Annotated in this window: 17 protein-coding genes and 1 pseudogene; 10 read left to right on the plus strand and 8 right to left on the minus strand. The window is 40.1% G+C overall.

The features are described from left to right. Positions 1–136 (minus strand): annotated as a pseudogene (locus ACSHXM_RS13520) (RNA polymerase sigma factor RpoE); the annotation flags it as partial. A 239-nt stretch (positions 137–375) separates the two neighbouring features. Between ACSHXM_RS13520 and nadB the strand changes: the two are divergent. Next, complete coding sequence (nadB, locus tag ACSHXM_RS13525; RefSeq protein ID WP_435689295.1) at positions 376–1,974, plus strand: L-aspartate oxidase; 1,599 nt, start codon at positions 376–378, stop codon at positions 1,972–1,974. 14 nt (positions 1,975–1,988) lie between these two features. Here the strand turns inward: nadB and ACSHXM_RS13530 are convergent, their stop codons facing one another. Genes ACSHXM_RS13530 through ACSHXM_RS13540 form a run of 3 tightly spaced genes read right to left on the minus strand, consistent with a single transcriptional unit; the run spans position 1,989 to position 3,605 of the window. Continuing rightward, positions 1,989–2,921, minus strand: a complete 933-nt coding sequence (locus tag ACSHXM_RS13530) for a MaoC/PaaZ C-terminal domain-containing protein (RefSeq protein WP_435689296.1) — start codon at positions 2,919–2,921, stop codon at positions 1,989–1,991. A 5-nt stretch (positions 2,922–2,926) separates the two neighbouring features. Further along, the gene (locus ACSHXM_RS13535) at positions 2,927–3,367 is read right to left on the minus strand and encodes a protein YgfX (RefSeq protein WP_435689297.1); all 441 of its coding nucleotides are present in this window, start codon (positions 3,365–3,367) and stop codon (positions 2,927–2,929) included. Continuing rightward, positions 3,354–3,605, minus strand: a complete 252-nt coding sequence (locus ACSHXM_RS13540) for a succinate dehydrogenase assembly factor 2 (RefSeq protein WP_435689298.1) — start codon at positions 3,603–3,605, stop codon at positions 3,354–3,356. The genes ACSHXM_RS13535 and ACSHXM_RS13540 overlap by 14 nt, the downstream gene beginning before the upstream one ends. Positions 3,606–3,757: 152 nt before the next feature. Here ACSHXM_RS13540 and ygfZ point away from each other — a divergent pair, with 152 nt between their 5' ends. Next, positions 3,758–4,687, plus strand: coding sequence for a CAF17-like 4Fe-4S cluster assembly/insertion protein YgfZ (gene ygfZ / locus ACSHXM_RS13545; RefSeq protein WP_435689299.1), 930 nt, complete (start codon positions 3,758–3,760; stop codon positions 4,685–4,687). 36 nt (positions 4,688–4,723) lie between these two features. Next, positions 4,724–5,209 carry an FKBP-type peptidyl-prolyl cis-trans isomerase gene (locus ACSHXM_RS13550; protein WP_435689300.1) on the plus strand — a complete coding sequence of 162 codons (486 nt, stop codon included), beginning with the start codon at positions 4,724–4,726 and terminating at the stop codon, positions 5,207–5,209. Between the two features lie 46 nt (positions 5,210–5,255). Here the strand turns inward: ACSHXM_RS13550 and ACSHXM_RS13555 are convergent, their stop codons facing one another. Continuing rightward, positions 5,256–6,329, minus strand: a complete 1,074-nt coding sequence (locus ACSHXM_RS13555) for a helix-turn-helix domain-containing protein (RefSeq protein WP_435689301.1) — start codon at positions 6,327–6,329, stop codon at positions 5,256–5,258. Between the two features lie 672 nt (positions 6,330–7,001). On the opposite strand from ACSHXM_RS13555, the gene ACSHXM_RS13560 reads away from it, so the two are divergent. The 5 genes from ACSHXM_RS13560 (at position 7,002) to ACSHXM_RS13580 (ending at position 18,332) form a co-directional block, all read left to right on the plus strand. Next, the gene (locus ACSHXM_RS13560; protein WP_435689302.1) at positions 7,002–12,368 is read left to right on the plus strand and encodes an Ig-like domain-containing protein; all 5,367 of its coding nucleotides are present in this window, start codon (positions 7,002–7,004) and stop codon (positions 12,366–12,368) included. An 18-nt stretch (positions 12,369–12,386) separates the two neighbouring features. Further along, on the plus strand, positions 12,387–12,929 hold the full coding sequence (locus tag ACSHXM_RS13565) for a cohesin domain-containing protein (protein ID WP_435689303.1): 543 nt from the start codon (positions 12,387–12,389) through the stop codon (positions 12,927–12,929). A gap of 123 nt (positions 12,930–13,052) precedes the next feature. Further along, the gene (imuA, locus tag ACSHXM_RS13570; RefSeq protein WP_435689304.1) at positions 13,053–13,775 is read left to right on the plus strand and encodes a translesion DNA synthesis-associated protein ImuA; all 723 of its coding nucleotides are present in this window, start codon (positions 13,053–13,055) and stop codon (positions 13,773–13,775) included. A gap of 16 nt (positions 13,776–13,791) precedes the next feature. Then, the gene (locus ACSHXM_RS13575) at positions 13,792–15,201 is read left to right on the plus strand and encodes a Y-family DNA polymerase (RefSeq protein WP_435689305.1); all 1,410 of its coding nucleotides are present in this window, start codon (positions 13,792–13,794) and stop codon (positions 15,199–15,201) included. Continuing rightward, on the plus strand, positions 15,201–18,332 hold the full coding sequence (locus ACSHXM_RS13580) for an error-prone DNA polymerase (protein ID WP_435689306.1): 3,132 nt from the start codon (positions 15,201–15,203) through the stop codon (positions 18,330–18,332). Before ACSHXM_RS13575 ends, ACSHXM_RS13580 begins: the two co-directional genes overlap by 1 nt. Before the next feature lie 23 nt (positions 18,333–18,355). Here the strand turns inward: ACSHXM_RS13580 and ACSHXM_RS13585 are convergent, their stop codons facing one another. Both ACSHXM_RS13585 and ACSHXM_RS13590 read right to left on the minus strand, forming a co-directional pair. Further along, positions 18,356–19,735: a hypothetical protein gene (locus ACSHXM_RS13585; RefSeq protein ID WP_435689307.1), complete on the minus strand. Its 1,380-nt coding sequence runs from the start codon at positions 19,733–19,735 to the stop codon at positions 18,356–18,358. 108 nt (positions 19,736–19,843) lie between these two features. Next, a complete protein-coding gene (locus ACSHXM_RS13590; protein WP_435689308.1) occupies positions 19,844–21,352 on the minus strand; it encodes a sulfatase family protein in 1,509 nt (502 codons plus the stop codon). 160 nt (positions 21,353–21,512) lie between these two features. On the opposite strand from ACSHXM_RS13590, the gene ACSHXM_RS13595 reads away from it, so the two are divergent. Then, entirely contained in the window at positions 21,513–22,373 is an 861-nt protein-coding gene (locus ACSHXM_RS13595) for a sugar phosphate isomerase/epimerase family protein (protein WP_435689309.1), read from the plus strand. 124 nt (positions 22,374–22,497) lie between these two features. Here ACSHXM_RS13595 and ACSHXM_RS13600 read toward each other — a convergent pair whose 3' ends face one another. Continuing rightward, complete coding sequence (locus ACSHXM_RS13600) at positions 22,498–23,484, minus strand: ThuA domain-containing protein (RefSeq protein WP_435689310.1); 987 nt, start codon at positions 23,482–23,484, stop codon at positions 22,498–22,500. Between the two features lie 321 nt (positions 23,485–23,805). Here ACSHXM_RS13600 and ACSHXM_RS13605 point away from each other — a divergent pair, with 321 nt between their 5' ends. Further along, positions 23,806–26,676 carry a M16 family metallopeptidase gene (locus ACSHXM_RS13605; RefSeq protein WP_435689311.1) on the plus strand — a complete coding sequence of 957 codons (2,871 nt, stop codon included), beginning with the start codon at positions 23,806–23,808 and terminating at the stop codon, positions 26,674–26,676. The last annotated feature ends 183 nt before the right edge of the window (positions 26,677–26,859 follow it).

A 26,859-nucleotide genomic window follows, 5' to 3' on the forward strand; every position in this document is an offset into this window, starting at 1 on the left:
CACCCGAGTTTTTTACATACCTAGAAACTAAATACGCTACTTTATGCTGATACTTATTAACTAACAGCGCGTAAGCGTTTTTGTCTCCCTTTTGTACTCGTTCAACTATTTGTTGGTCTGTTATCTGCTCGCTCATTCGAGCTTCTACTCCTTTACGAAAATATACTACAGCTCATGCAAGCACTAATATTGACTGACCATAATTCAAAAAGTTCGCAAAAAAGTGATCTTTTTTCATAATAATTTCAAATTGGATAATTAACTACTCGGCGAATTATCAGTTTCGAATACTATAGGTCATTAAAAGCATTGAAATTTACCCTGTGTAAATTAATATTGCCAACCTAATCACTATTTATCTTACTAATTTACAGAATGCAATCGACGATTAAACATCAATGTGACGTACTCATTATTGGCAGCGGTGCTGCTGGATTGAGTCATGCCCTTAAACTAGCCGATCATTGTCAGGTAATAGTATTAAGTAAAAGTGAACTATCTGAAGGCTCTACCAAATACGCTCAAGGTGGTATTGCTGCGGTTTTTGATGAAAATGATTCTATTGATTATCACGTTACCGATACTTTATTAGCGGGTGCGGGCTTATGTGACGAAAAGGCGGTTAAATTCACAGCCTCTCAAGCAAAAGAGTGTATGGAGTGGTTGATTAGTTTTGGTATGCCTTTCGATCAAGAAATTGGCAGTGACGGTGAGCCCAAGTTTCATTTGACTAGAGAAGGTGGCCATAGCCATAGACGAATATTGCATTCAGCTGACGCTACAGGCGCTGCGGTGCAACTCACTCTAATTGAAGCGGTAAAACAACATCCAAACATTCATCTGTTTCAAAAATATAACGCGATTGATTTAATAAAAAATAAAACTCAAAAAAATCAGCTATTAGGGGCATATGTTTGGAATAGAAAACATGAACGTGTCGAAATTATTAGAAGCCGATTTGTAACATTAGCCACAGGTGGTGCGAGTAAAGTTTATCAATATACGTCTAACCCAGATGTTTCCAGTGGTGACGGAATTGCCATGGCTTGGCGAGCAGGCTGTCGAGTGGCGAATATGGAATTCAACCAATTTCATCCAACCTGTTTATATCATCCAGAAGCGAGAAATTTTCTTATTTCTGAAGCCTTAAGAGGTGAAGGAGCGAAGCTTTGTCACCCTGATGGCACGCCTTTTATGCATAAATTTGATGACAGAGGTGATTTAGCGCCCAGAGATATAGTCGCTAGAGCAATAGATTTTGAAATGAAACGATTGGGGGCTGACTGCATGTATTTGGATATCAGCCACAAATCCAGTGACTTTATCGTTAAACACTTTCCAAATATTTATCGAAAATGCCGTTCTTTAGGCATAGATATCACTCAACATCCGATACCTGTAGTGCCAGCAGCTCACTATAGTTGTGGTGGAGTGATGACAGATTCTCATGCCAGAACCGATATTGAGAATTTATTTGCTATTGGCGAAGTGGCTTATACAGGACTACATGGTGCAAACCGAATGGCCAGTAATTCGCTACTAGAATGCATTGTTTATGCGCATTCAGCAGCTAAATTCATTCAAGCTAATTTAGATAGCTCTTTTAGTGATGAACCTATTAAAAGCTGGGATGAAAGCCAAGTAAGTAACTCAGATGAGGAAGTTATTATTCAGCATAACTGGCATGAGTTAAGGCTTTTCATGTGGGATTATGTTGGCATAGTGCGCACCAACAAACGCCTCGAACGGGCACATCACCGAATTGAGCTATTAAAACAAGAAGTGAATGATTATTACTCACACTTTAAAGTCAGCAATAACTTACTAGAATTGCGTAATTTACTGACTGTGGCTGAACTTATTGTAAAATGTGCTCGCCAGCGAAAAGAAAGTCGAGGATTGCATTTTAATTTAGATTATCCAGAGCAACAAGAAAATCCACAACCTACTATTTTGTTACCAGAGCCCAAATAAATCAGAAAACAGGTTTATTTAAATTCAATATTACCAACTAAATGTAGAAGTGGTTCCTGTTGCGAAGGTTGGGTCTCAACTTTAAATTGAAAATCACTTTCTACACTTTCTACACTTTCTTCACTTTCTTTATGCTCTTGCTGAATTGATAATCGTGCTTTGGTGGGGATAAATAAAGGCTGTTTAAAACGAGCTGTCACCTCGAATTCTTTATAAAAAGATTGTGGTTCAAGGTTTTGTAGCTCAGAAATACAACGAGACTTAGTAAACATTCCATGGGCTATTTGCTGTTTAAACCCAAACAGTTTTGCAGACCATTTTCGCAAATGAATAGGATTATAATCGCCAGAAGCTTCGGCATAACGCCTGCCTAAGTCTTCAGAAAAATCCCAGTTTAACTTGGTTGGCGTAGTTGTAAAATTAGCGTCACTTGAATTGGTTTTATTCTCTACAGGTAAATTATGCTTGGCGCGAGATAAATTAATACTAGTACTTTTCCAGACCAATTCTGTTCCACAAAAACATTCAGTAATAACAGAAAATAACCAACCTTTCTTGTGTAGGGTCAACTCGCCTAATCGACATACCAATTTAAATTGTTCAGGATCTTTAAGAGGCCTGTATTGATGGATTGTATTTTCAATATGTACCAAACCTAATAAAGAAAAAGGAAAATCTGCCTTTAGCAGCAACTTCATATGGATAGGGAACGCCATTGTATGCATAAAACAGGGATGTAAAACTGAGGAGGCACCATGCCATTCAACGACCTGATGGAACAGAGCAATTGAATCTGCATTCAACCTTAGATTTTCAATCCATAGTTCATTAGCGGGTAAAACTGGAGAAGACTGTTTTAAATCACGCTTAAAGAGAGCTTGGAGCATTAATACTTTAAGGTTAGGTAATTTAGCTAATTGTTCTGAGTGGACATTGGATGCGTTCATTAAAATTAACACTCCACATTTTGATGTTGAAAAATGATAGCGCGACATAATCGCCTGTAATCACGTTCACAGACCTGATCTTTATAAATAGTCACCCACTTACTTTGTTTGGTGTTCAAAACTGAAGTCACACGAATCAATAACATTATTCCCATAACTCTAGACTGTTGACTGATCAGCCAACTAGATTGATTATCTTGCTCTAACTCTTGCCATTCACCCTTTTGGGTAAAACTAAAAACAAGTAACTTACAGGCTTTGTAGGCCCTTATCTTGTTAATTCCAATATAAATAAGTCCGATAGACATGAGAAATTGAACAAACCATTGAAATGGCATTATTTCAGCTTGCCAACTCCACACAGACGTCACCAATAGTAAAAATATGCCAATCCTAAGCAATAATCCTATTCGTGATTTTTGTAACGCAACTCTATACTTTGACACGACTCAAAATATGCTCAATCATATCTTTCATTTCTTGATCTTTACATTCTTGATGTCCCATAAACCAAGCATATAGGTCTGGATCATCAAAGGTTAATAGACGTTCGAAGGACAATTGTTTTTCTTCAGACAATTCTAAAAAACCAGTTTCAGCAAAAGGCATAAATAACACATCAAGCTCTAACATTCCTCGACGACAAGCCCACTTCAATCGTCCATATCTTTGCTTATCAAACATTGTTTTCCTCTATCACTTTTTAATACCCCTACTGGGGCCGTTCTTATTCCAGTATAATAGCAGGTATAACGAGTTGTTTTCAGGCATTTACTTGGGAAATTAAACTCATACCCCATATACACTTGTGACACCACAAACTGAGAATCAATAATATGTCTTCGGCATCAAATGAGTACATTACTAATATCGCTAATAAAGGTGTAATCCAACTTAGTGGCGAAGAACGCGTTAAATATCTACAAGGACAAGTTACTTCTGATATTGCCAAATTAGATAATCAAAACTTTCAAATATCCTGTCATTGCGACTTTAAAGGGAAGACCTGGAGTGTGTCTTACGCCGTAAATTGGCAAGACACTATATTACTTCTGCCACATAAAACAGCTCTAGCGAAATCTTTAACAGAACTCAATAAGTACGGCGTATTTGCTAAGGTAGACATCACTGAACAAACCAACAATTGGCAAATCATCGGTGGTACAGGAGCAACATTTGAAAATGCGATTACAGACTTGTTTGGCACATTACCCAATGAAACAAACACAGTAGTTTGCAATGAACATGGCTTGGTAATGCGAGCTTTAGGGGCTACTTCTCGGTATATGGTGTTACAACCCAAAAATGCAGAGCGCACTCTAGATTGTCAAATACTAGATGAAAATGCTCTCTGGGAAGCAGATGAAATAAAAGCAGGTATTGGTGAAATCAGCGAGAATACTGCCAATGAATTTGTTCCTCAAATGTTAAACCTACATCTTGTTAACGCTATAGATTTTGAAAAAGGCTGTTATATGGGCCAAGAAGTCATAGCCAGAACTAAATATTTAGGTAGAAACAAAAAAGCAGGATTTATATTAATAAGTGATGTGAATAATGCTGATCTCGTTGGCGAGTCATTAGAGTTTGAAATTGAAGGAAACTGGCGCCCCGGTGGTAAAATACTGCGCAGTGCCTCAAACACAGAGCAAACTTGGATCTTTGCCATTCTGGCTAACGATACACAAACCGGTACAGAATTTAGACTTAAGTCAAACCCTACTACCAGATTTGTTACTCAAGCCCTGCCCTATGAATTACAATAAGCTAAATTTTGAATTTAAATTAACACGCGGAATATTATGAAAATATCTAACAAAACAGTCGCCACTATACACTTTACCGTTTGTTCTGCTGACGGCACTCAAATCGACTCATCAAAAGACGCAGAGCCGATGGTATTTCTTCAAGGAAGCCACTTTTTAATCCAAGGTTTAGAAGACGAGCTTGAAGGCAAAACAGTTGGAGACAAATTTGTCATCGATATTCCACCAGAGCAAGGTTACGGAATACGCCATGACGAACTCGTTCAAGCTGTACCTAAAACTATGTTTGAAGATATGGACGTTGAACCAGGCATGACATTTAGAGCCACCACAGACGAAGGTGAGCAGTCTGTGATGATCGTTGATATTCAAGACGACCAAGTGATTGTAGACGGAAACCATCCACTATCTGGCTTAACGCTTAACTTTGACGTAGAAGTATTAGAAGTTCGAGAAGCCACAGAGTCAGAACTAGAACACGGTCATCCGCATACTGAAGGCGGTTGTGGTCACGCTCACTAAGTCATTAAATCAAGACTAAATCAGGTAGGTTAAGCTAGATTAAAGCTTAACCTCTTTGTTTTTGAAATTGAACCGGGCTCAATCCCGTTGACTTTTTAAATACAGTGCTAAAGTAACTTGGCGTTTTGAACCCTACAGCTTGCGACGTTTCTACCACTGATAACTTTTTCAATAATCGCTGGGCTTGAAGAATACGATAACTGGTTACATATTGATTAATCGTTTTACCTGTCACTTTTTTAAACACGCGGATCAAATAAGAATCACTCACATTGGTATAATTTGCGATATCAGCAAGCTCAATTTCTTTATTAAAATTGGCTTTAATGAATGCAATCGCCTTATCGACTAATTCTCTATTTTTCACAGAAGGAGGCTGGCCATCTTGCTCCCCTCGTTCAACAAAATCATACTCGCCTTTATTTTCCGTTTTTTGTTCGGTATGACCATCATGCTGCAATGCCCAAACTTTTTTCTCTAATTGTGTTGCCTGTATTTTTAAATATTGTATGTCGCCGTATATAAGCCAATACCAACTTAAAACAACAAAATAAGAAGCAACAAAGAATAACCAGTACAAATGATATGTTTCGCCCACAATATATAAACACCCCAAGACCAAGGTACTGAATAACAAAATTAATGTATTTACCTTGGGCTGATTTCGTAGATGGTAAAAAATAAGATAAACACTAGGTCCAATCAACAAAGCTGCCGCTGCAATAATAACAACATCACTGTATGTGGCGTCGGTAAAGAGTGACAAAAGCATATTCCCATACTCTTGACCAAACATGATTTGGCGACTAGAGCCGTCACGAACCATTACAAAAACAACTGAGCTCAATATGCCTAACAGATACGGTAGAGTGACTCCCAGACGAGAAGGCCTTATCCCACATTGTTTTAAATTAGCTATTAATAAGGACGGGATACCGACAGAAAACAAGACAGTAAAACGCAAATACATGACTATGTAAGCTAAGACTGGACCACAATAAAACTGAAATGAGCGACCTAATAAAAAGAATGCAAAGCTAAGTAAGAAACAGGTATATAAAGTCGACTCGAGAGTAATGTTCTGTTTAGTAAAGTTAAAATACATCACAACTAGGATCATTAACGTTCCTGTAAGCATAGGCGTGATATAAAAGAAAAATGTATCTAAAGGTATCGAAAACATGTATCAGAATTTCAGTTCATCTAAGTAATATCTAATTGTCACAAATAAGCATTACAATTTTTCTTCTTAGTTAAGCAAATGACTTGAATCACTTAAACCTCAAGAAGATTGAAAACAATTAACAATAGAGTATTACAAAAATGCCACGGCTTCATCTAATTTCTAATTTAAAAAGGTTTAAATTTTATTTATTCCCTTAATTTAAAATTAACAGTTAATTTACATTTTATTATAATGAACAATACATTCAATATACCGAACCAGCACACTAAATTAGCGAACGCACACCTTTAAAATACCGAACAACAAAATATCAAAAAACCTCATAACCTAATGTTTTATATGAATAATTACAAAAGTGTCAGGTTTTTAAACAGCTAATATAACTAAACAGTACGCCTTACATAAAGTCGATGTAATAATCGTCTACCCTTACCATTCCCATCACATTTTTAATCATGTAACTTAAAATCACGGCAACATATTGTTAACAATAAACACAAGATAAAGCCTACTAACGAGGTACACGAGTCATTTTTTTGATCCTAAAAAATCTGAAATATGACTTAGTTACTTTGCAAATACACATATAAAGAGAAGTGGTGTTACATGAAAAATAACTACTTAAAACTATTAATAGCTTCGGCAATTGGACTCAGCGCAAGTGCAAGTCACGCGGACCCAGTTAAAGTTGATATCAATCTAGATATTAAACATGAAGTTAAAGGTGTTTCTGACTTTAACCGTAAAAAACACATTACCGTACATTCAAACCTTACCGAAGGTGATTGGCAAGGCGAAGAACAGGTAATGAACTACCTAATGAACGACCTAGATGTATATTTTGGTCGTGACAATGGCATGGCCTCATGGATATTTAAAGCCACAGCGCAAGATCCAGAAAACCCAGGAAAACCGCACTTTGCCGATTTAGCCAACTTTGGCCAATGGCATAAAGACAATATGTACGACATCCTACCTGAATCAATTCGCGCTTATGAAACTCGCAGTGATGAAATGATTATGGGTATCACCCCACATGGTCCCTTCCCTACTCAGTCGTACTGGCCAAAAGATCTTGCAGGTAAAGATGATGAAGCAGGGAAATACGTACTTAGACATATTGAAGATGGCGCTGAATGGGTAGGCGAATACCTTGACCAGTTTATGCGTAAATCAGGCGAAAGTAGCGGTGTATTAATGCCTAAATATTGGGAAGTGATCAACGAACCTGATATGGACATTAACGTAGGCCGAACCTTTGTGATGTCTAGCTTTGAACAATTATTCGAGTATCACAACTTAGTCGCAGAACAAATTAAGACCAAATTACCAGAAGGCGAACGTCCTCTTGTTGGCGGTATGACCTGGGGCTTACACGATCTAGAGCAAGGTGACTTGTCTGAAAGATTCCCAACCCAAGAAAAAGCCGTCCGCAATAGATACTCCTATGAAGAAGGTCCCCTAGAAGACTTTTTACAAGAAGTGACCAGTTCTGAATTTTGGGCTACTCAAGATGATAAATACTTTCAATGGGATGCCATTTGGAAAGGCTTTATGGATGCCTCAGGCGAAAACATGGATTTTTATTCGATTCATTTATACGACTGGGCCCAATTAGGCGATAACCCTCGTCAAGGCAGTACCTTCCGTCGCGGCATGAAAACCGAAGCCATATTGGATATGGTTGAATGGTATGACGCCCAAGTTAACGGTAAAGACAACCTTAAGCCTTGGGTCATTTCTGAATATGGTGCCATTGCCTCTAAACATGGAAAACTAGAGTTTTTACAAAACGATTATCAATATTCTGATTGGTTGCACTTAAGAACATTCAACCAAATGTTTATGCAAATCCTTACTCGCCCATCACAAGTCGCCAAATCAATGCCATTTGCACCTATCAAAGGTCAATGGGGATTATTAACAGGCCCGAATGGTGAAGCGATTCGTTACGAAGCCGCTTTAATGCATACAGATGAGCCTCTTGCGGCCAATTACGATAATGCAGAGTGGCATGTTACCGATAAGATCCAGTGGTACGAATTATGGTCAGACGTTAAAGGAACACGGATAGATACCCATTCTAGCGATCCTGATATACAAGTGGATGCTTATGTAGATGGAAACCATACCTACTTAATACTAAATAACCTTGAATGGTACGATATTCCCGTTGACCTGTCTTTTATGGGTGCCAATGGCAATTCAGTTGAAAGTGTTAACATCAAACACTCTTATTTAGCGGAAGGGTTAAGCCCAACCAATTTAGGTCGTCCAATCCTTGCACAAACAATGTTAGATGCGTTGCCAGAGTCGGTGACACTTGAGCCTGGTTCCACCATCATTCTAGACATTGAATACAACCAAGATCTAGCGGTTAGTTCTACTATGGTAGAAAAGAAATACTATGGTGAGAGTTTAGCTGGAGCTGGTAAAGGTGAAGCGGCTAAAGGCCAAATACACCGAGTTACCGGCACATCAATGACAGGTAATATTAATAGTGTATCTGTGCCAACACATGGTGAAGCAAGACTAAGAATTGCTGCAGAATTTTATCCATTTCATGCCGCAAATCCAAGAAACAATAGCTTTACTATTAATGGTCACACTATCGATGTACCAACTCAAATTAACAAAAATGCTAGTGGTGTATTAACCGAGCACTATGATTATATGGGGCCAGAAGTTGACGAAGGCAGCGTGTCCCTCAACTTAATTGAAATCCCTATTCCTTTGGAATATTTACAAGAAAATAATGAGGTTACGGCGACAGTCGCTTTAGCTAGAACTTTTACTGCTATTAGCCTATCTATTTGGGAAACAGAACAAGCGTTAGATCGCTCTACTGCCGAAGCTTGCGATCCTTGTACGTCTGCATCAAGTCTTTCAATCTCTGGTGAAACCAGCGTGTTTTATAAAGAGACGATTGCACTGAGTCCAGAAGTTCTGCCGATAGACACACATAACAAAACGGTGTTTTGGGCAACATCTGATGTAACCGTTGCATCGGTTGATCAAAATGGATTGGTTACAGGTAATGGCGCTGGAACAGCCACAATTACCGCATCAACAGAAGAAGGTGTATTAGTTGCTGAGCATGACGTTGAGGTATTGACAGTTCAAGCAACTAGCGTCGAGTTAAACCAACAAAGTGCACACCTTGCGCTGAATGAAACGCTAAAACTGAACGCCTCCATTACACCAAACAATACCACCCTTAAAACGGTCACATGGTCGTCTTCAAATGAAGCGGTGGCGACAGTCGATCAAAAAGGCTTAGTTACAGCTATTTCTGCTGGTAATGCCGACATTACAGCCACAGTAAACGACGGTGGCGTAAGTGATGTCGCGAGTATTACAGTCTCGAGTATTGCACTTGAATCTGTGAGCTTACACACCAATGCAGTCATCGTATTACCTGGCACGTATCAAGCAAATGCACAGTTAACACCTAGCAATGCTACCGATACGTTAATTACCTGGACCACTGACAACCACACCATTGCAACGGTTAACAGCAATGGCCTGATTACAGGTGTTTCAGCAGGAGCGACTACAATAACCGCTACTTCGAATGACGGCGATCATCAAGCCAGCATTATTGTTAATGTTATTGAGCAAAACACAGTTCCAACTGACGGCTTAATCATCGAAGCAGAAGCCTTAATCAATACAGGTGGTACATTTGATGGTTTTAATACCAGCGACAGCGGCATTAATACTAACCAAACCGGTGATTGGGCAGAGTATCAAGTTAACTTTACACAAGCTGGTGTATATCGCTTTACTCTAGATGCCGGTACACCAACTGCGCCTGTGAATGGTGTTGAAGTTTTCGTCAACGGACAATCCGCTGGCAGTGCTGATATTCCTACCACTGGCGACTGGGATGTTATGCAAAACACAGTCGTCAGCGATAACCTGTTAATTGACACGGCTGGCACTCATACCATTCGTATTCTAAGTGTTGGCGCTGAAGGAAAATGGCAATGGAACGCAGACAAAATGAGTTTTATTTTGTTAAGTCCATTGGATCCGGTGCTTGCCCCTGTGATTGATTCACCCACAGAGCCTGAAGAACCAGAAAACCCAGACACACCCAGTACGGCTTCTTTAACCTTAGACGATGCCAATAAATACCTAACCACACAATATGTTGTGGGCGAGAGTATTCCAGTGACGGCTAACTATGCAGCCGGCAATGGACAAACTGTCACCTCAGGATCCGGTGGGGTTAAGTTTTTGTTACGAGAAATGACATCTGATTGGAAAACTGTCGTTAAAGACATAGTGGCATTTGATGCAACGGCTATAGGTCAGTCATCTGGTACGGCAAGTGCTAATTTATCTTTGCAAGGCGTCACGCCAAGTGCTGACTTAACTAATGGTAATTTCTATTTCTTATATGCCATCTTTACATCCTCAGATGGCTCGACATATGCAATAGGCGGTGTTCAGCCGATTACTGTTTTAGCGGAAGCGCCAGAAGAACCCACTGTTCCAAGTTTGCCTGCAGAACCTTCGTTTGCTGTAGACGATGCGAACAAGTATTTGAGTTCGATTTACGCTAATGGCAGCAATATTGACCTGACTGTGTCGTTTAATGCTGGTACGGATAAAACGGTCGTATCTAGCTCGTTTGGTGGAGTAACAGGCGGGTTAATCTTCATTTTGCAAGAATTACGCGCTGATGGTTCACAAGTTAAACGTGTGGTTACAGCCGATTCAAGCTCAATCGATCAACAAGGTGGAACCTTAAACATCAGCTTACCTTTAGTTCATCCTACCCAAGGTGCTCTTAAAAATAGTGCAGATTTAAACTCAGGGCATTACTACAACTTAATGGCCCGCTTTAAATCATCTGATGGCAGTACCCAATTCATGGAAAATCTGTCGCCTATTTCGATTGCCGATGAAGCTCAGTTGCCGGATCAACCAGAAGAGCCTGTTGAAGGTTCGTTAACGCTGGATGATGCAAATATTTACGCCACCACAGAATATATTGTTGGTGAAAGTATTCAGGTAACAGCTAACTATCATGCAGGTGGCGAAGATACAGTAACTGCGGCTCAAGGCGGGGTTAAGTTCTTCCTCCGTGAAATGGTTGATTGGAACACTGTTGCTAAAGATTACTTAGCCTTCGATGCCGATGCAATTGGACAAACATCCGGTACGGCAACGGGAACAATCTCCCTAGAAGGAGTGACGCCAACGGCTGATTTGCCAGACGCTAACTTCTACTTCTTATTCGCTGCTTTCACCTCTAGTAACGGAGAAACCTACAAGATTGGCGGTGTATCTCCCATCACGATTGTAGCAGCAGCGGTTGAACCAGAAGAGCCAACAGATCGAGTGGATGGTGAAGCATTTACCATAGAAGCAGAAAGCTTTGACGCTACTGGAGGTCGTGTATCTGGTGTCACCATTGGCGAACGCGGTATTCCAACCGACAGACGCACAGTGACCGACAGCAACCAAAATGGTGATTGGGTTGATTACTACATTGACTTCCCTGCCGATGGTTTCTACCGCATCGACATGGTGGCATCGAGTGCCAATGTTAATTCTCAAGCTGCATTATCGGTAGATGGTGAGTTTGTTGAAGAAGTATCGATTGTTACGGGAAATCAAGCAGTCTTTGAAAGTTTCACCTTAACCGAATCTATTTACCTTACTGCTGGTACACATACCATCCGTGTCGAAGCAACGAGCGCCGCAGGAAATGGCTGGATGTGGTTTGGTGACACTGTCACATTTACCCAGCTAGTAGAAGCCGCACCTGAAGCCCTATTAGGCGATTGGGACGGTGATGGTGATGTGGATAGTCTGGATATTAGTGGATTGATGACAGCTGTGTTAAGTCGCGAACCGATTGATATGGCGTTTGATGTAAATGATGACGGCGAAGTTAGTATGTTAGACGTAAGAGGCTTAGCTCCTTTATGTACTCGCTCACGTTGTGCTGTTAATTAATTTTTTGGAGTAGTAAAAATGAAAATATTTAAAATGATAATGGCTGCGGCCTTGCTAATTAGCTCTCAAGCTAATGCCAATATGATCACGATTGATCTAGATGATACTAATGTCGCCGTAGGTGAAACGGTAAACGTAAGTTTGTTCGCTAGCTTTACTGATGCGGTTAATGTAATTAATTTTGATTTTATATTTGATACGAACTTGTTTAGTTTTGTAGCAGGATCAGAAACCACACCTTTACCTGTAGATGGAATATTTGACGTATTTGGAGCAGTGGCAAATCCTCTTGGAGTCGGACTTGGTTATTCATCACTTTTTGATGTTGTAACTGGTGACTTCTTATTTGCATCGTTTCAATTAGAACGCACTCAAGTGGGTGATACGGACTTTTCATTACAAAGCAATGAGTTTCTATTTGATGATTTCACTGCGGTTGAAAATTTCCTATTAGATCCAGTGGAATCTGTTAGCGTATCATCTGAAGTATCAGCCCCAGCTACATTAGGTTTGTTTGCCATGGCAATATTTGCAATGGGACGTTTACGTCGTAAAGCCTAACTAAAAAACCTGTAAAACTTAGAAGGCGACACTGATTTCAGTGTCGCCTTTTTTACAACAAAACTTGAATCTATTTCATCTTCAAATATACTGTATAAAAACACAGTATATTGATTTTGTATTATGCACCCAACTATTCATTACCTCAAAAATAAAAAGTTATTATGGCAAGCCAATCACACCCAAATGGAGGGCTCTCCAGAACAAAGCACTGGGTTTAAAGCGTTAGACAAAGCACTGCAAGGTGGGTTTCCTGAATATGGTGTTATCGATATTCGTAGTCCTATTGGTATAGGTGAATTACGTTTGTTATTACCGAGTCTGCTCGCAAGACAAACATTATTTAATAACAGTTTAACCACCTTTATTGCGCCGCCCTTAGCTATCAATAGTGAAATGTTGGCTGAATTTGGTTTAGATTTAAAACAGGTACTGGTTGTTCAACCTAACAGCTCCCAATTAGCTTTATGGAGTGCCGAACAAAGTATAAAAAGTGGCTGTTGCCATAGCGTGATCATATGGCACACACAGGTTTCGGTTACCCACATAAAACGCTTTCAACTGGCTGCAGAAAAGGGCCAATGTTTACTTTTTATCATCCGCCCTCCCCGTCATGAACATATTTCTTTACCCGTTACATTAGGGCTAACTCTAACCTCAGCCAAAGAAGGCATTCAGGTACAAATCACCAAACGCAAAGGGGTGAAACCGAATCAAGCTTTCAACGTCAACATGCATACTTATTGGCCTGAACTAAGTTGTTCTGAATTAAGTTGTCCCGAATTAAACCACGGGAATAAGTCACAAGTGCTCCATTTTCCAACCGCCATACACAGCGTGGGTTAAATCTCACTCGATTATCATGAATAAACTTTGGTTATATCTTTGCTTTCCTCAATTACAGTTAGACTCGCTATTAGAGCAAGCAACACAGGCGCAAAGTTCGCAAAAAGCTTATGTTATTTGGAATGAAGAGCGTCATCAAATTTGCCAACTGAATCAAACGGCTTATCAGTCAGGCATACGTTTAGGCATGGGTTTAGGCACAGCTGCTATGTTGAAACACGATATAGAAGTAGTGTTATACCAAGAAAAAATCACTCAAGGGATACTCGATGACATTGCCCATCAATTGTATTTAACCACCAGCGACATCAGCTTTTGGGGGACAAACGGCCTGTTATTACAAACCCATAATATGTTAACTATGTATGGAGGGCTGACTCAATATTGGAAAATGATCCAGCAGAAAATCCCCCATAACCTGCATTATCATTTTGCAACAGGGCACTCACCTCTTGCCGCTAGATTATTAGCCATCACCGCATGGAACAAGATCACAGATAATCAAACTCAGATTAACCAAGCACTACAGCCTTTATCACTTGAACATACAGAACTTGCTGCACATGTAGTAAAAAAGCTTGCTCGGGTCGGGTTACACAGCATACAAGATTTGCTTAAGATACCTTTCGCCGATCTAGCCAAACGTTTTGACGCGGATGTGGTCCACTATATTGGTCAATTAACCAATCAAATATCTCATCCCATTCATTTCTTTCACCCAAAACAATTTTTTGAGCGTTACCTAGAATTATTATTCGACATTGAAAACATACACACTTTGCTAAACCCATTAAAAATACTACTCAATGCCTTAGCCCTTTTTTTAAAAAGCCGCGATCTATTAACCCATTCATTAAAAATCACACTCTATTTAAGAGATGCTCAACCAGTCGAACTGCTTATTCAGTCTAGACAGGGTGAATACCAAATGCAGGCTTGGTTATCTCTAATTACCCTAAAATTTGAGAATATCAGCCTGAGCTCGCCTGCTTACGCCATTTGTTTAAAAGTAGACAACACTTTTATACGCTCTCCCGATAAACAGGATTTATTCAGCCGTAAACAAGGCACTCTGAGTCGTTTACAACTGCAATCATTACTACAAGCAAAATTAGGAGAAGCAGCATTATCCACCCCACAGGTAAGCAATGACTTTCGCCCAGAATTGATGATACAAAACAGCCCAACTCACAAAAGCGCTTTAACACAATTACAAGCAATGCGGCCTAGTTTTTTATTAAGCCCTCCCGCCCCTTTACAAGAGAAAGTATCTATTGCTTATGGCCCCGAACGTATCAACACGGCTTGGTGGGACAAAGATATTGTGATCAGAGACTACTTCATTGCGTACAACTCAGCAGGTCAGTGGTATTGGGTATTTAAAACCCCTGATGGCAAATGGTATTTACACGGGATATTTAGTTAATGTCCTCTACAGGCCAATATGCAGAACTATTTTGTCAAAGTAACTTCAGTTTTTTATGGGGGGCTTCTCATCCTCAAGAATTAGTCAAACAAGCTGACTTTTTAGGTTACCAAGCAATAGCCATAACAGACGAATGTTCAGTGGCCGGTGTCGCTCGGGCACACACCGCCATTAAACAACAAAACCTCAATATAAAACTGATTGTCGGTAGCCTATTTCGTTATAAAGAGCGTTTTAAAGAACGCTTTGAAGATAGCCTCAATATCGTGTTGCTATGCCCCAATAGAGAGGCTTATGCAGAATTATGCCGCACCATTACCAATGCCCGAAAACGCGCCAATAAAGGGGAATACCAACTCAACTTATGGGACTTACGCAGCATTAAACACTGCTTAGTTATCTGGTTACCTAAAGGCAAAACTGACGTAGATAACCATTGGGCGGTGTGGCTAAAAAAACATTATGCCAAACGTCTATGGATAGGTTATCAACGTCATCTTAGTGCCAATGAACACCGTTATTTAAAACACCTACAGCAACTTGGCAGTGAACATAATTTAACTATCACTGCATGTGGTGGTGTACTTATGCACATTTCACAAAGATTGCCTTTACAACACACGCTCACCGCCATCCGTAAAGGCAAACCGATACCTGAATTAGGCCGAGAGCTGACACCTAACAACGAGCGTTATCTAAGGCCAATTCATAAACTATCAACATTATTCCAAAACCAGTGGTTAATCGAATCGGCAAAAATTGCCAGTCAATGCCATTTTGATTTAGCCAGTTTGCGTTATGAATACCCACAAGAATTAGTACCCAAAGGGAAAACCGCATCAACATACCTACGTGAACTGGTATTAAAGGGGATGCAAATACGATTTTCAGAAGGAGGACGATTAACCTTTAGCATCAAACGCACTATCGTCAAAGAACTACGCTTAATTAACGAGCTGAATTACGAGTACTTTTTTTTAACCATTTACGACATTGTACTTTTTGCCCAAGAAAGGCAGATTTTATATCAAGGACGAGGCTCCGCAGCCAACTCAATTGTCTGTTATTGCTTACAAATTACAGCCGTAGATCCCAGACAAATATCGGTGTTATTTGAGCGTTTTATTTCAAGGGAAAGAAAAGAAGAACCCGACATAGACGTAGATTTTGAACACGAACGACGAGAGGAGATCATTCAATATATCTACCAAAAATATGGCAGAGAGCGTACCGCCATTGCCGCCACTGTTATTACCTACAGACACAAAAGCGCGATCCGAGAAGTAGGCAAAGCGCTTGGCGTGAGCGAACATCAAATGGATTTCTTTATTAAAAACATGAACCACAGAGATAAAGGATTAGGCTGGCGCGGCCAAATTGCAGAGCTCGGCTTTGAACCCGAATCAAAACAGGGCCAGTTATTTGTAGACTTAGTCGACGAGATAAAAGGCTTTCCCCGCCATTTATCTCAGCATGTTGGTGGCTTTGTGATCTCCCAAGGCCCACTCTACCATCTAGTGCCAATCGAAAATGCCGCCATGCAAGACCGCACTGTGATCCAGTGGGATAAAGACGACCTTGAAAGCCTAGGTTTACTCAAAGTCGACGTACTGGCTTTAGGTATGTTAACCGCTATTCGTAAATCTTTTTCTCTCATACAAAAGCATTACCAGCACACATACAGTGTGGCTGATATTACCGCCCTTGGTGACGACCAACAGGTTTATAAAATGATCCAAGCAGCAGATACAGTGGGAGTATTCCAGATTGAATCGAGAGCACAAATGAGTATGTTGCCAAGGCTCAAACCCACAACCTTTTATGACCTAGTCATTCAAATCGCCATTGTTCGCCCAGGCCCCATACAAGGCGGTATGGTACATCCTTTTTTAAAGCACCGAGCCGATCCTCATTTAATTAAATACCACTCTGCAGAACTACAAGCCATATTATCTCGTACATCAGGTGTCCCCATATTTCAAGAACAAGTGATAAAAATAGCCATGGTGGCAGCCGATTTTAGCGGAGGAGAAGCCGACCAATTACGCAGAGCAATGGGCAGTTGGAAACGTACCGGTGAACTCGTGCATTTTAAAGACAAGCTTATTTCAGGCATGTTAAAAAAAGGCTATCCAGAAGACTACGCTTTACGCATTTATCAACAAATCTGTGGGTTTGGAGAATACGGTTTTCCAGAGTCCCATTCTGCATCTTTTGCTGTTTTGGCTTACGTCTCTTCTTGGTTAAAGTATTATTACCCTGCGGCGTTTTATGTGGGTTTATTAAATAGTTTACCTATGGGTTTTTATTCACCTAGCCAACTCATTCAAGATGCCAAACGTCACAATATTAGCGTGTTACCTATCTGTATTAATGCCTCTGACTACCAACACAAAATGGAATATCAAGCTAAAGGTAAAAACAAAGACTGGGCCATAAGATTAGGCATTAGGTTAGTCAAAGGAGTGAATAAAAATGAAGTCGAAAAGCTACTACAGCTACGCCCCGCTAATGGTTTTGAGCATATCAATCAAGTCAAACAAGAAACTCACTCTCGCCAACTACTTGAAGCCTTAGCCAGTGCTGATGTATTTCATACTATCAGCAACAACAGGTATTTAAGTCGTTGGCAGTTAATGGATACCGAGAGCGAATTAGCCCTTTTTAAACAAAGCCCAAGCGAAACAGCCGCCAACATACCTAAGCCCACTCAAATCGATACCTTAGTCGAAGATTACCAAGCCACGAGTTTAAGCTTATTTGCTCATCCAATTACTTTATTAAAACAAGCAAACTTACTACCAGCGTATACCCCAGCCAATCAGCTGTTGTCTAAGTCCCATCAAAGTACAATTAGCGTGGTGGGTTTAGTAACCGGCAGACAAAGGCCGGGCACCTCAAAAGGCGTGACCTTTGTCACTCTTGAAGATGACACTGGCAATATCAACGTGGTGGTGTGGTTGGCCACCTCAAGAGCACAAAAACAGGCTTATTTAAAAGCCCGTATCTTACAAGTTAAAGGCATATTAGAACGAGGAGACGGCGATGTGACCCACATTATCGCCGGAAAGCTGGTTGATTTGAGTCATTTATTATCTGACCTCAATACAAAATCCAGAAACTTTCATTAACTCCAGAGCCTGCTCTAGGTTAGTTATTCTCCAAGGAAATCTTTCGGGCTGGGCACCCAAGCTCTATTGTATTTTTGCACACCTGTGTAATTGAAAAAGTTAACTTTACTTTGAGGTGTAATGGATTTTCCTCTTTTGTTAAGGGCTTCTGATGAGGTATTAGGCCATTCTCCAGTATTAATACGTTCAAGTAGCACTTCAATACTGACCATTAACTCAGCAAAACTAAAAGTACAGTGGCCCCAAGTGTTCACATAGGCAGTACGAAAAAAGTCAGAATACCCATTTTGTATGACTAGATCTTCATATCCTTGGATCAAACTGGCGTAGACTAAACCATCTCCTGCTGTATTCATGCGTAACAGGGGTACTTTAGGTTTTCCAATGTGTGTGCGGCCAGGTGCACTCCACCACTTTATGGCTTCAGGATCTGCCGCTATTCGTTCAAAGGCATTAATTTTGGCTAAATCGTCGTCTAAACTTACCGGTGAGTTTTTATACAAAGCTTCAACCGCATTTTTATACAGTATTGCACCATTGTTAAATGACTCTTTATAATCAATGCCGACATTTGACTTTAACTGCCCTGGCGCGGCAAGCTCTAACATAGTGGTACCGCCAGTCCCCCTCATAGGCACCAAACGCACGATACTTTGATACATACTTTCTTGCAGTGTTTTAATGTCGGTAGGATCTGGTTTAAGCACAGGCGCTTTGCCTTTGCCTCCCCATGCAGGCCATTGACCAATGGTAATAGCTAAAGCAATACGAGCTTGACCTTCTGGTGTTTTTTGCGCGTCATCTATGGCCTTTACCCACTTTTTACCCAACATATCTAATTGTGTTGGCGTATATGCTCCAAGGTCCGCAATAGGTAATTCTGGAGCAATCAAAGCTTTTAATACGAACATCCCATCCAAATGTGTGTTCGCCAACCAATGACTAGTAGAAGCACACATGGCAATTGCACCATCGATTCTATCTGGATGAATTTCTGCCATACCAAGCGTGACAGTTCCCCCACCCGAGCAACCCATTTGAATGGTTGTTTTAGGTTTGCCAAATTTCGCATCAAAAATATCGAAAATGGTAATAAAGTCATGAATTTCGTGGGCAGGATCATAATTTTTAAAGCGGCCCTTTCTACGTTTAGTACCAGACAAAGCATAGCCATTCTCGAGTAAATACATGTTCCTCATGGAGTCTGCGGCTTTTATATAATCAAAGTCGTTGATCAACACACCATTCCAATTATCAGGTACGCGGATCATGTATTCAGTTTTTCTAACTGGCAGCTCACCTTTCAACTCTTCAAACTGAACCTTAGATTTGGCCACACTATAAGTAGAAAAAATACTGCATATAGCCGTAATAAGGCAAAGTAATACTGTGCTTTTTTTCATGATTTTCCTTTCAAGGCGATAATTAGGTTAACATTCAACAATCTATTTTTATTTACAAAAAAGCAGAAGTGAGTGATCAACTTCTGCTTAAGTTAGTAGCAACGTATTTTAGTCAATCACCACTTTTTTCACTTTCTTCGATTTCTCCACTAATTCTTTGTGTAAATCTCGATAAAAATTCAAACGTACTTTTTGATAATTACCGGCATCTAACAAAATATTATTACTATTGCCGTCATTCCATTCGTTCCACAACTTCGCTAATTCTTTACGTTTAGCGGGGTTATTTTTAAGAATATTGTTTTTTTCGTAAGGATCATTTTGCATATCGTACAGTTCAATACCTTGATCTTTGGCGTTCATCAAATATTTAGCATCTAGTGTACGTACCGCCCATTGTTTGGCTTCACGTCGCCAAAAAAGAGCAGAATGAGGAGAGCCTTGTTTATCTCCATTAACATAAGGGATCAGGTTTTTACCTTCCAGTTTATGACCAGATGTATCTCCCTTACCTAAAGCAACAGCAGTCGCCGCTATATCAAGAGACGACACTAAACCGTCAAACTCACCTGATTTTTTAATACCTGCAGGCCAGTGCATAATAAATGGCACATGGGAGCCTCCTTCACGCATGCTGCCTTTACCATCCCTAAACTTACCACTGTCACTAAACAATTTACCTTTCTTCTTCTTTTTATAATCCATGCCAGATAGAGGCGCTGCCGCACCATTATCTGACAAAAAGAAGATCAAGGTATTGTCGAACTTACCCGAGGCTTTAAGTGAATCCACCACCATACCTATACCACGATCCATTTCATCCACCATGGCCGCATAGATTTGCCGCGTTTTATTTTTAATATGGCTATATTTTTTGATAGTAGCCGCAGGTGCTTCTAAGGGTAAATGAGGCGCGTTGTATGCCAAATACAGCATAAAAGGTTTTTCAGCATCTGACACAAACTTAGCGGCATCTCGACTAAGTTGAGTGGTCAGGTATTCAGTGAATTCGGCCGTGTTATCATTACGCTGCAAAGGCCAAATGCTGCCTTCATTAGCTGAATAATGGGTTTGTTTTGGATTTTTTTCAGACCACAAAGGTGTGGTAGTGGTCACGTTTTTTGGAAAATAAGTATGGCCACCGGCTAAAAATCCAAAGAAATAATCAAACCCACGGTTATGAGGATGATATTTTTGATTACCACCTAAATGCCATTTACCCACAATGCCTGTTTCATACCCAGACTTTTTTAAACGTGTCGCAAAGGTTTGCTCAGTCAAAGGTAAACCACTAAATTCATCGTAAAATGAGTTTGTGACATTAATTTCCATGCCAAATCTAGCTTGGTAACGGCCGGTAATTAAACCTGCTCTTGAGGGCCCACATACAGGATGTGTCACGTAACCATTATTCATGATGACACCATTATTGGCTAGGGCATCAAGATTAGGCGTAAAAATATCTTTAGCACCAGTAAACCCTAAATCGGCATAACCCAAATCATCGGCCATAATCACTAATATATTTGGACGGGGATCTGTTGCAGAAAAAGCCTTACCACTAAAAGCAGTCGTGACGAGCAAAACTGACAATACCTTAGTTAAAATATTACACACAATTAGATTCTTATATAAAAATAAAAAATTAAATATAAATCACACTGTAAAACTATCAATCACTTTTACATTACTTTACATTGCATCTTACCTTGGTACCTTATCTTAGTACTTTAACGAACCTTACTAAGACTAAACTGATTGCAAACTTGGAGCAGTAATGAAAATAGGCGTGAACTTTTTGTTATGGACAACACATGTGACAGAAAAACATTTTCATTTGTTTCCGTTACTAAAAAATGCAGGCTTTGATGGTGTCGAAATCCCCTTAACTAAAGGCACACCAGCACATTATCAAAAAGTAAAACAAGCGTTAGACAATGAAGGCCTAGCGTGTACAACCACAACCAATTGTTCACCAGACACTCATTTGATTTCATCCACTTCAAAAATCAGGCAAGCAGGGGTAGACCACTTAAAATGGGCAATTGAATGTAATCAAGCTTTAGGCAGTCATATCCTTGGAGGGCCCATCCACTCTTGCCCAGGTATTTTTACTGGCCAACCAGCCACTAAGCAGGAACAGGATTGGTGTATTGAAAACTTAGGTAAAGCTGCAACCTATGCGGAACAAACAAAGGTCACCCTATGTTTAGAATTTCTAAATCGTTTCGAATGTTACCTAACCAATACGCTGCAGCATACTAAACAAATAGTCGACCAAGTAAACTCCCCTTTTGTGGGTATTCACTACGACACTCACCATGCCCATCTAGAAGAATCTAATCTGACAACAGCAATTCAAACAGCTGGCAGCACTATCAAACATGTGCATTTTTCCGAGAGTCACAGAGGAATGTTAGGCCATGGTTTAGTAGATTGGCAGACTAACGTGCAGGCGTTAAAAAGTATTGGATACGAAGGCTGGGTAACCATAGAAGCTTTCACCAATAAAGTACCAGGGTTAGCAAGTGCGCTACATATGACCCGTTCGTTAATAAACGATGAATTGGAATGTGCCACTTCAGGAGCTGAATTTATTCGAACTTTGTTAAGTAGTTCGTTATCTGAATTAAAATAAAAGCGCGTGCCAAAATAAGAGCGATAAAAGCGATAACAGCTCTCACTGTTATCGCTTTTTTATTCGTTCACCTAATTAACAAATAGTACTGTTACAAATGGTCTTGTTACAAATAGTCTTGTTATTAATGGCTTATATGAGCACTTGGCGTTGCATCTGCTTCAAGATCGCCCACTGCATACTGAATACCGGCCAAATAATGGTTCAACATAAGCGGATTAAAGTAAATGTCATCACGATGGCCTAAGCTTGTATAAAACACTCGACCTTTGCCCACCTTTTTAATCCATGAAACTGCATAGTCATTATCTTCACGCTTTGGTTCTTTTTTGGGTTTATCACTTTTTGCGGGATCTAAAGTTAACAATACTCTCAACTTTTCACGGGAATAAGGTGGGCTTTTGAACTGATAAATCTCATCCTTAAGACTGAAACTTTTGATATCTTTAAATACAGGGGCAATAACGCCATTATCGCTATCTTCAACATCAACGGTGACATTCATGTTTGATGTCCAAGGGTGCCCATAAAATAATCCACCTATGGTTTCACCAAACTTTTCATGACCATAACATGCATCAGTTGCCGCGTGGATCCCCACTAATCCGCCACCTTTTTTGACGTAATCAATTAAATTATTCACTAGGCTGTTATGACGTACTTTTAATGCAGCCCATTGTTCATCGGTAAACTGGTCACGTTCTGATGCTTTCTTCCAAACCCTAGGCATAAAAAAATCACCCGTAGAGTTGAGTAATATCACGCTATCGAACTGTTGTAATGCCTGAGGTGTAAAGTTTGCTGGGTCATCACTTACCACTGCGGTATAGGCATTAGTTGCTAAGCCTAATTTTTCTAACGCCACTTTTCCCACAGGTATAGAGCCATGTCGATAACCACTGGTAGCACTAAAAACCAACACTTTACGTTTCGATTTTGGTGTAACAATAGCGGTAGTGGGCAATGCAGCTTGTATAGCACTCAGTTTACTTTCAGGTAAGGGGGCAGACTCGAAATTAGGTTTCCAGTTTATTTCGGCCACTGACAGGGTTGAAACCGCACACATGAGTAACACACCCAGTACTTTATAATGTATTTTATAATGTCTCATTTTTTGTTCCATTTTTTAGCGTTATAATTATAAGTTGAGTAAAGATTGCTTCAATATATCATGCCAATTATTCGGCGCTGCATTTTTTACTTCTAGCAAATAAAATTTTAACAGGTAAATTCACCGCTTCTTATATAAATTAACAAGAAAGGCTTAACCAGTAAACAGGCTTAACGTTGACAAAAATCTACAAGCAATAATCCATGTTTTGAATAGCGCTCACCCACTTTCTTTTAACCCTAGACATTGTTTTTATGTGGTCATGGTTTACAGTAGATAATTCAAAAAAGATTAATCTAGATGAATAGCTAAGGGATGCTCGTGAATTCGATTAAACACATTATATCTTTGCTCACTATTATTGTGGCAACAACCGCATGTACAGACCCCAAATCACCTTCAACTGAAAACGCAACAACAGCTGAAGCCCCCAAGAGCCAAGCACTGAATATTGAAAAGTATCAATTAAAAAATGGCTTAGATGTGGTACTACACCAAGATACATCTGATCCTGTGGTGGCCGTGGCCATTGTTTATCATGTGGGTTCTAACCGCGAACTACCTGGCAAAACAGGCTTTGCCCACTTTTTTGAACACATGTTATTTCAAGACTCTGAAAATGTAGGGCCCGGTAAATTCATTAAAAATATAGGTAATATGGGTGGAACCTTAAATGGCGGCACCTGGCAAGACGGTACCATTTATTATGAAGTGGTACCTAATGATGGCCTTGAGCAAATATTATGGATGGAGTCTGACCGCATGGGTTACTTCATCAATACGGTCACCAAAGAAGGCTTAGAAAACGAAAAACAAGTGGTTAAAAATGAGAAACGCCAAAGTGTTGATAATCGACCCTATGGCCATACCAACGCAGTGGTAATGGACACGATTTACCCTGAAGGTCATCCTTATAGTTGGAGTGTTATTGGTAGTTTAGAAGACTTACAAAATGCGACTTTGCAAGACGTGAGAGATTTCTATCAAAAATGGTATGGTGTAAATAACGCAACGCTTGTGCTGGCAGGTGATTTTGATAATGAACAAACAAAAGCTTGGGTTGAAAAATATTTTGGTGAATTACAAGCCCAACCAGAAGTGGCAGCATTAGCCCCTCAACCCGCTAAGTTAGAAAAAAGTATTTCTTTATATCACGAAGATAACTTCGCACAACTACCCGAGCTAACCTTAACATTCCCAGCAATAGAGAAGTATCAAGCCGATGCTTACGCTCTAGAATTACTCGCTGAAGTATTAAATGACGGTAAAGACAGCGTCTTTTACCAAACAGTGGTAGAACAAGACAAACTCGCACCAGCAATTAATACCGATACCTATATTGGCGAAATTGCCGGTACATTTAGCATCACAGTTAGAGCCTTTAACAACACTAAGTTAGACCTAGTTAAAACCAGTATAGATAAGGCAATAGGTCAATTTGCCGAAAAGGGCGTAAGTGATGAGCAACTTGCTCGTATTTTAACAGGCAAAGAAAAGTCATTTTATAACAACCTCACCAGTGTATTTAATAAAGCCTCATCATTAGCTTCATACAATGAATTTGCTGGCGACCCTAATCTCATAACCACCGAGATTGAACGTTATAAAAAGGTAACCACAAAAGACATTATGGCCGTCTTTAATAAATACATTAATGGTGCACATTACGTTGCAACCAGTTTTGTGCCTAAAGGACAAGTAGAACTAGTGTTAACTGATGCTACAAAAGCAGACGTGGTTGAGGAAAAAGTTGTACAAGGTGCAGAACAAAATATGGCTCAAGATACCCAAGCAGAGCTTGCACCAATCGCTCAAGCCAAATCAGCGTTTGAACGTTCTATTCAACCGCCCTTTGGCAAAAAACCAAGCATTACCTTACCCCAGGTTTGGGATGTTAAGTTAGACCAAGGCGTACAGGTGCTTGGCATAGAACATAATGAATTGCCCCTAGTGTCGTTTTCTATTCGTCTGTTAGGTGGCCATGCCTTAGATCAAAAAGGCAAAGTCGGAGTCGCTAACTTAGTCACTAGCATGATGATGGAAGGCACCGCCAACAAAACGCCACAGGAATTAGAAAAAGCCCTAGGAGAATTAGGCGCAGATCTTAACTTTACCACTAGCGGCGAATATCTAACCTTAACGGGTAATTCATTGGCGGCTAATTACGATGCAGTCATGGCCCTAGCCTTAGAAGTATTATTACAACCACGCTGGGATGAGTCAGAATGGGCAAGAATTAAAAAAGACACCATTGCTCAAATACAACAATCAAAAGGTAACCCAGGAGCAATTTCAACTAACGTATTCAACAAACTCATGTATGCCGATGACAATATGCTGTCTACCCCAATATTAGGTACGGTAGAAGACATCAATAATATTGAATTAAATGACTTAAAAACCTTTTACCAAAATAATTTCGTCGCCAACTTAACCAGCGTACATGTTGCAGGTGACGTGGCTAAACAACAGGTGATGAATAGTGTAGACGCACTCAATAAAGGCCTTAAAAGTAGTGATACAGCATTACCTAAAGCAAGCCCAGCGCCGGTACTAGACAAAGCTCAAGTGTATTTTGTGGACGTACCCGGAGCTAAACAGTCTTTCATTAGAATTGGCTCACGGGCTATGCCAGCCAACTCCAAAGATTATTACCCCTTAGTTGCGGTAAACCATAATTTGGGCGGTAGTTTTTCAGGACAATTGTTCCAAATTCTACGTCTACAAAAAGGTTATACCTATGGCGCCTACTCAGGTGTTAATCGCCGGAATTTAGGTGGCGTATTTACCGCTCGTTCAAGTGTTCGTTCTAACGTCACGCTGGAGTCTCTACAAACCTTTAGAGAAATTATGAGTGACTACAATAAAACGTTTGACGCCAAGGCTTTGGAAAATACTAAATCAGTATTGTCACGTAAAAATGCCTTGGCATTTGAAACCACCAACAGTCTCATGGGAGTGTTACAAAATATTAGTAGTTATCAATTATCTAAAGATTATGTCGCCGAACAACAACAAACATTAACCAATATGAACTTAGAGCAAGCGCAACAAATGCTGGCTAAATACATGGACTCAGACAAAATGGTTTATCTAATCGTCGGCGATGCCGCCACCCAGCTAGAGCGTGTTAATCAACTAGGTTTAGGTGAAGCCATCTTATTAGATACAGCCGGCAATCCTGTTAAATAAGCTCATTGAAATAACGACCTTGTGACATAAACACAGGTCAGTCCTTAAAGCCCCCCACCCTCTTATCAAAATAAGGGGATGGGGTTTAAGGGTATGCGTTGCGCGCACTGCAATCCATTGCATTTTTGATACGGCATCCCTGCCGCACCAGCTACTCTTTTTCAACAGCAAAAAAGAGTAGCC

Origin of the sequence: Paraglaciecola sp. (assembly GCF_051252315.1) — a bacterium.
Classification (GTDB): Bacteria; Pseudomonadota; Gammaproteobacteria; order Enterobacterales; family Alteromonadaceae; genus Paraglaciecola.

Bases quoted from the DNA above. Each gene is read 5' to 3' on its own strand.
- ACSHXM_RS13550 (WP_435689300.1), top strand. From the start codon at position 4,724: ATGAAAATATCTAACAAAACAGTCGCCACTATACACTTTACCGTTTGT.
- ygfZ (WP_435689299.1), top strand. From the start codon at position 3,758: ATGTCTTCGGCATCAAATGAGTACATTACTAATATCGCTAATAAAGGT.
- ACSHXM_RS13595 (WP_435689309.1), top strand. From the start codon at position 21,513: ATGAAAATAGGCGTGAACTTTTTGTTATGGACAACACATGTGACAGAA.
- imuA (WP_435689304.1), top strand. From the start codon at position 13,053: ATGCACCCAACTATTCATTACCTCAAAAATAAAAAGTTATTATGGCAA.
- ACSHXM_RS13540 (WP_435689298.1), bottom strand. From the start codon at position 3,605: ATGTTTGATAAGCAAAGATATGGACGATTGAAGTGGGCTTGTCGTCGA.
- ACSHXM_RS13565 (WP_435689303.1), top strand. From the start codon at position 12,387: ATGAAAATATTTAAAATGATAATGGCTGCGGCCTTGCTAATTAGCTCT.
- ACSHXM_RS13580 (WP_435689306.1), top strand. From the start codon at position 15,201: ATGTCCTCTACAGGCCAATATGCAGAACTATTTTGTCAAAGTAACTTC.
- ACSHXM_RS13530 (WP_435689296.1), bottom strand. From the start codon at position 2,921: ATGAACGCATCCAATGTCCACTCAGAACAATTAGCTAAATTACCTAAC.
- ACSHXM_RS13585 (WP_435689307.1), bottom strand. From the start codon at position 19,735: ATGAAAAAAAGCACAGTATTACTTTGCCTTATTACGGCTATATGCAGT.
- nadB (WP_435689295.1), top strand. From the start codon at position 376: ATGCAATCGACGATTAAACATCAATGTGACGTACTCATTATTGGCAGC.
- ACSHXM_RS13575 (WP_435689305.1), top strand. From the start codon at position 13,792: ATGAATAAACTTTGGTTATATCTTTGCTTTCCTCAATTACAGTTAGAC.
- ACSHXM_RS13555 (WP_435689301.1), bottom strand. From the start codon at position 6,329: ATGATCCTAGTTGTGATGTATTTTAACTTTACTAAACAGAACATTACT.
- ACSHXM_RS13600 (WP_435689310.1), bottom strand. From the start codon at position 23,484: ATGAGACATTATAAAATACATTATAAAGTACTGGGTGTGTTACTCATG.
- ACSHXM_RS13560 (WP_435689302.1), top strand. From the start codon at position 7,002: ATGAAAAATAACTACTTAAAACTATTAATAGCTTCGGCAATTGGACTC.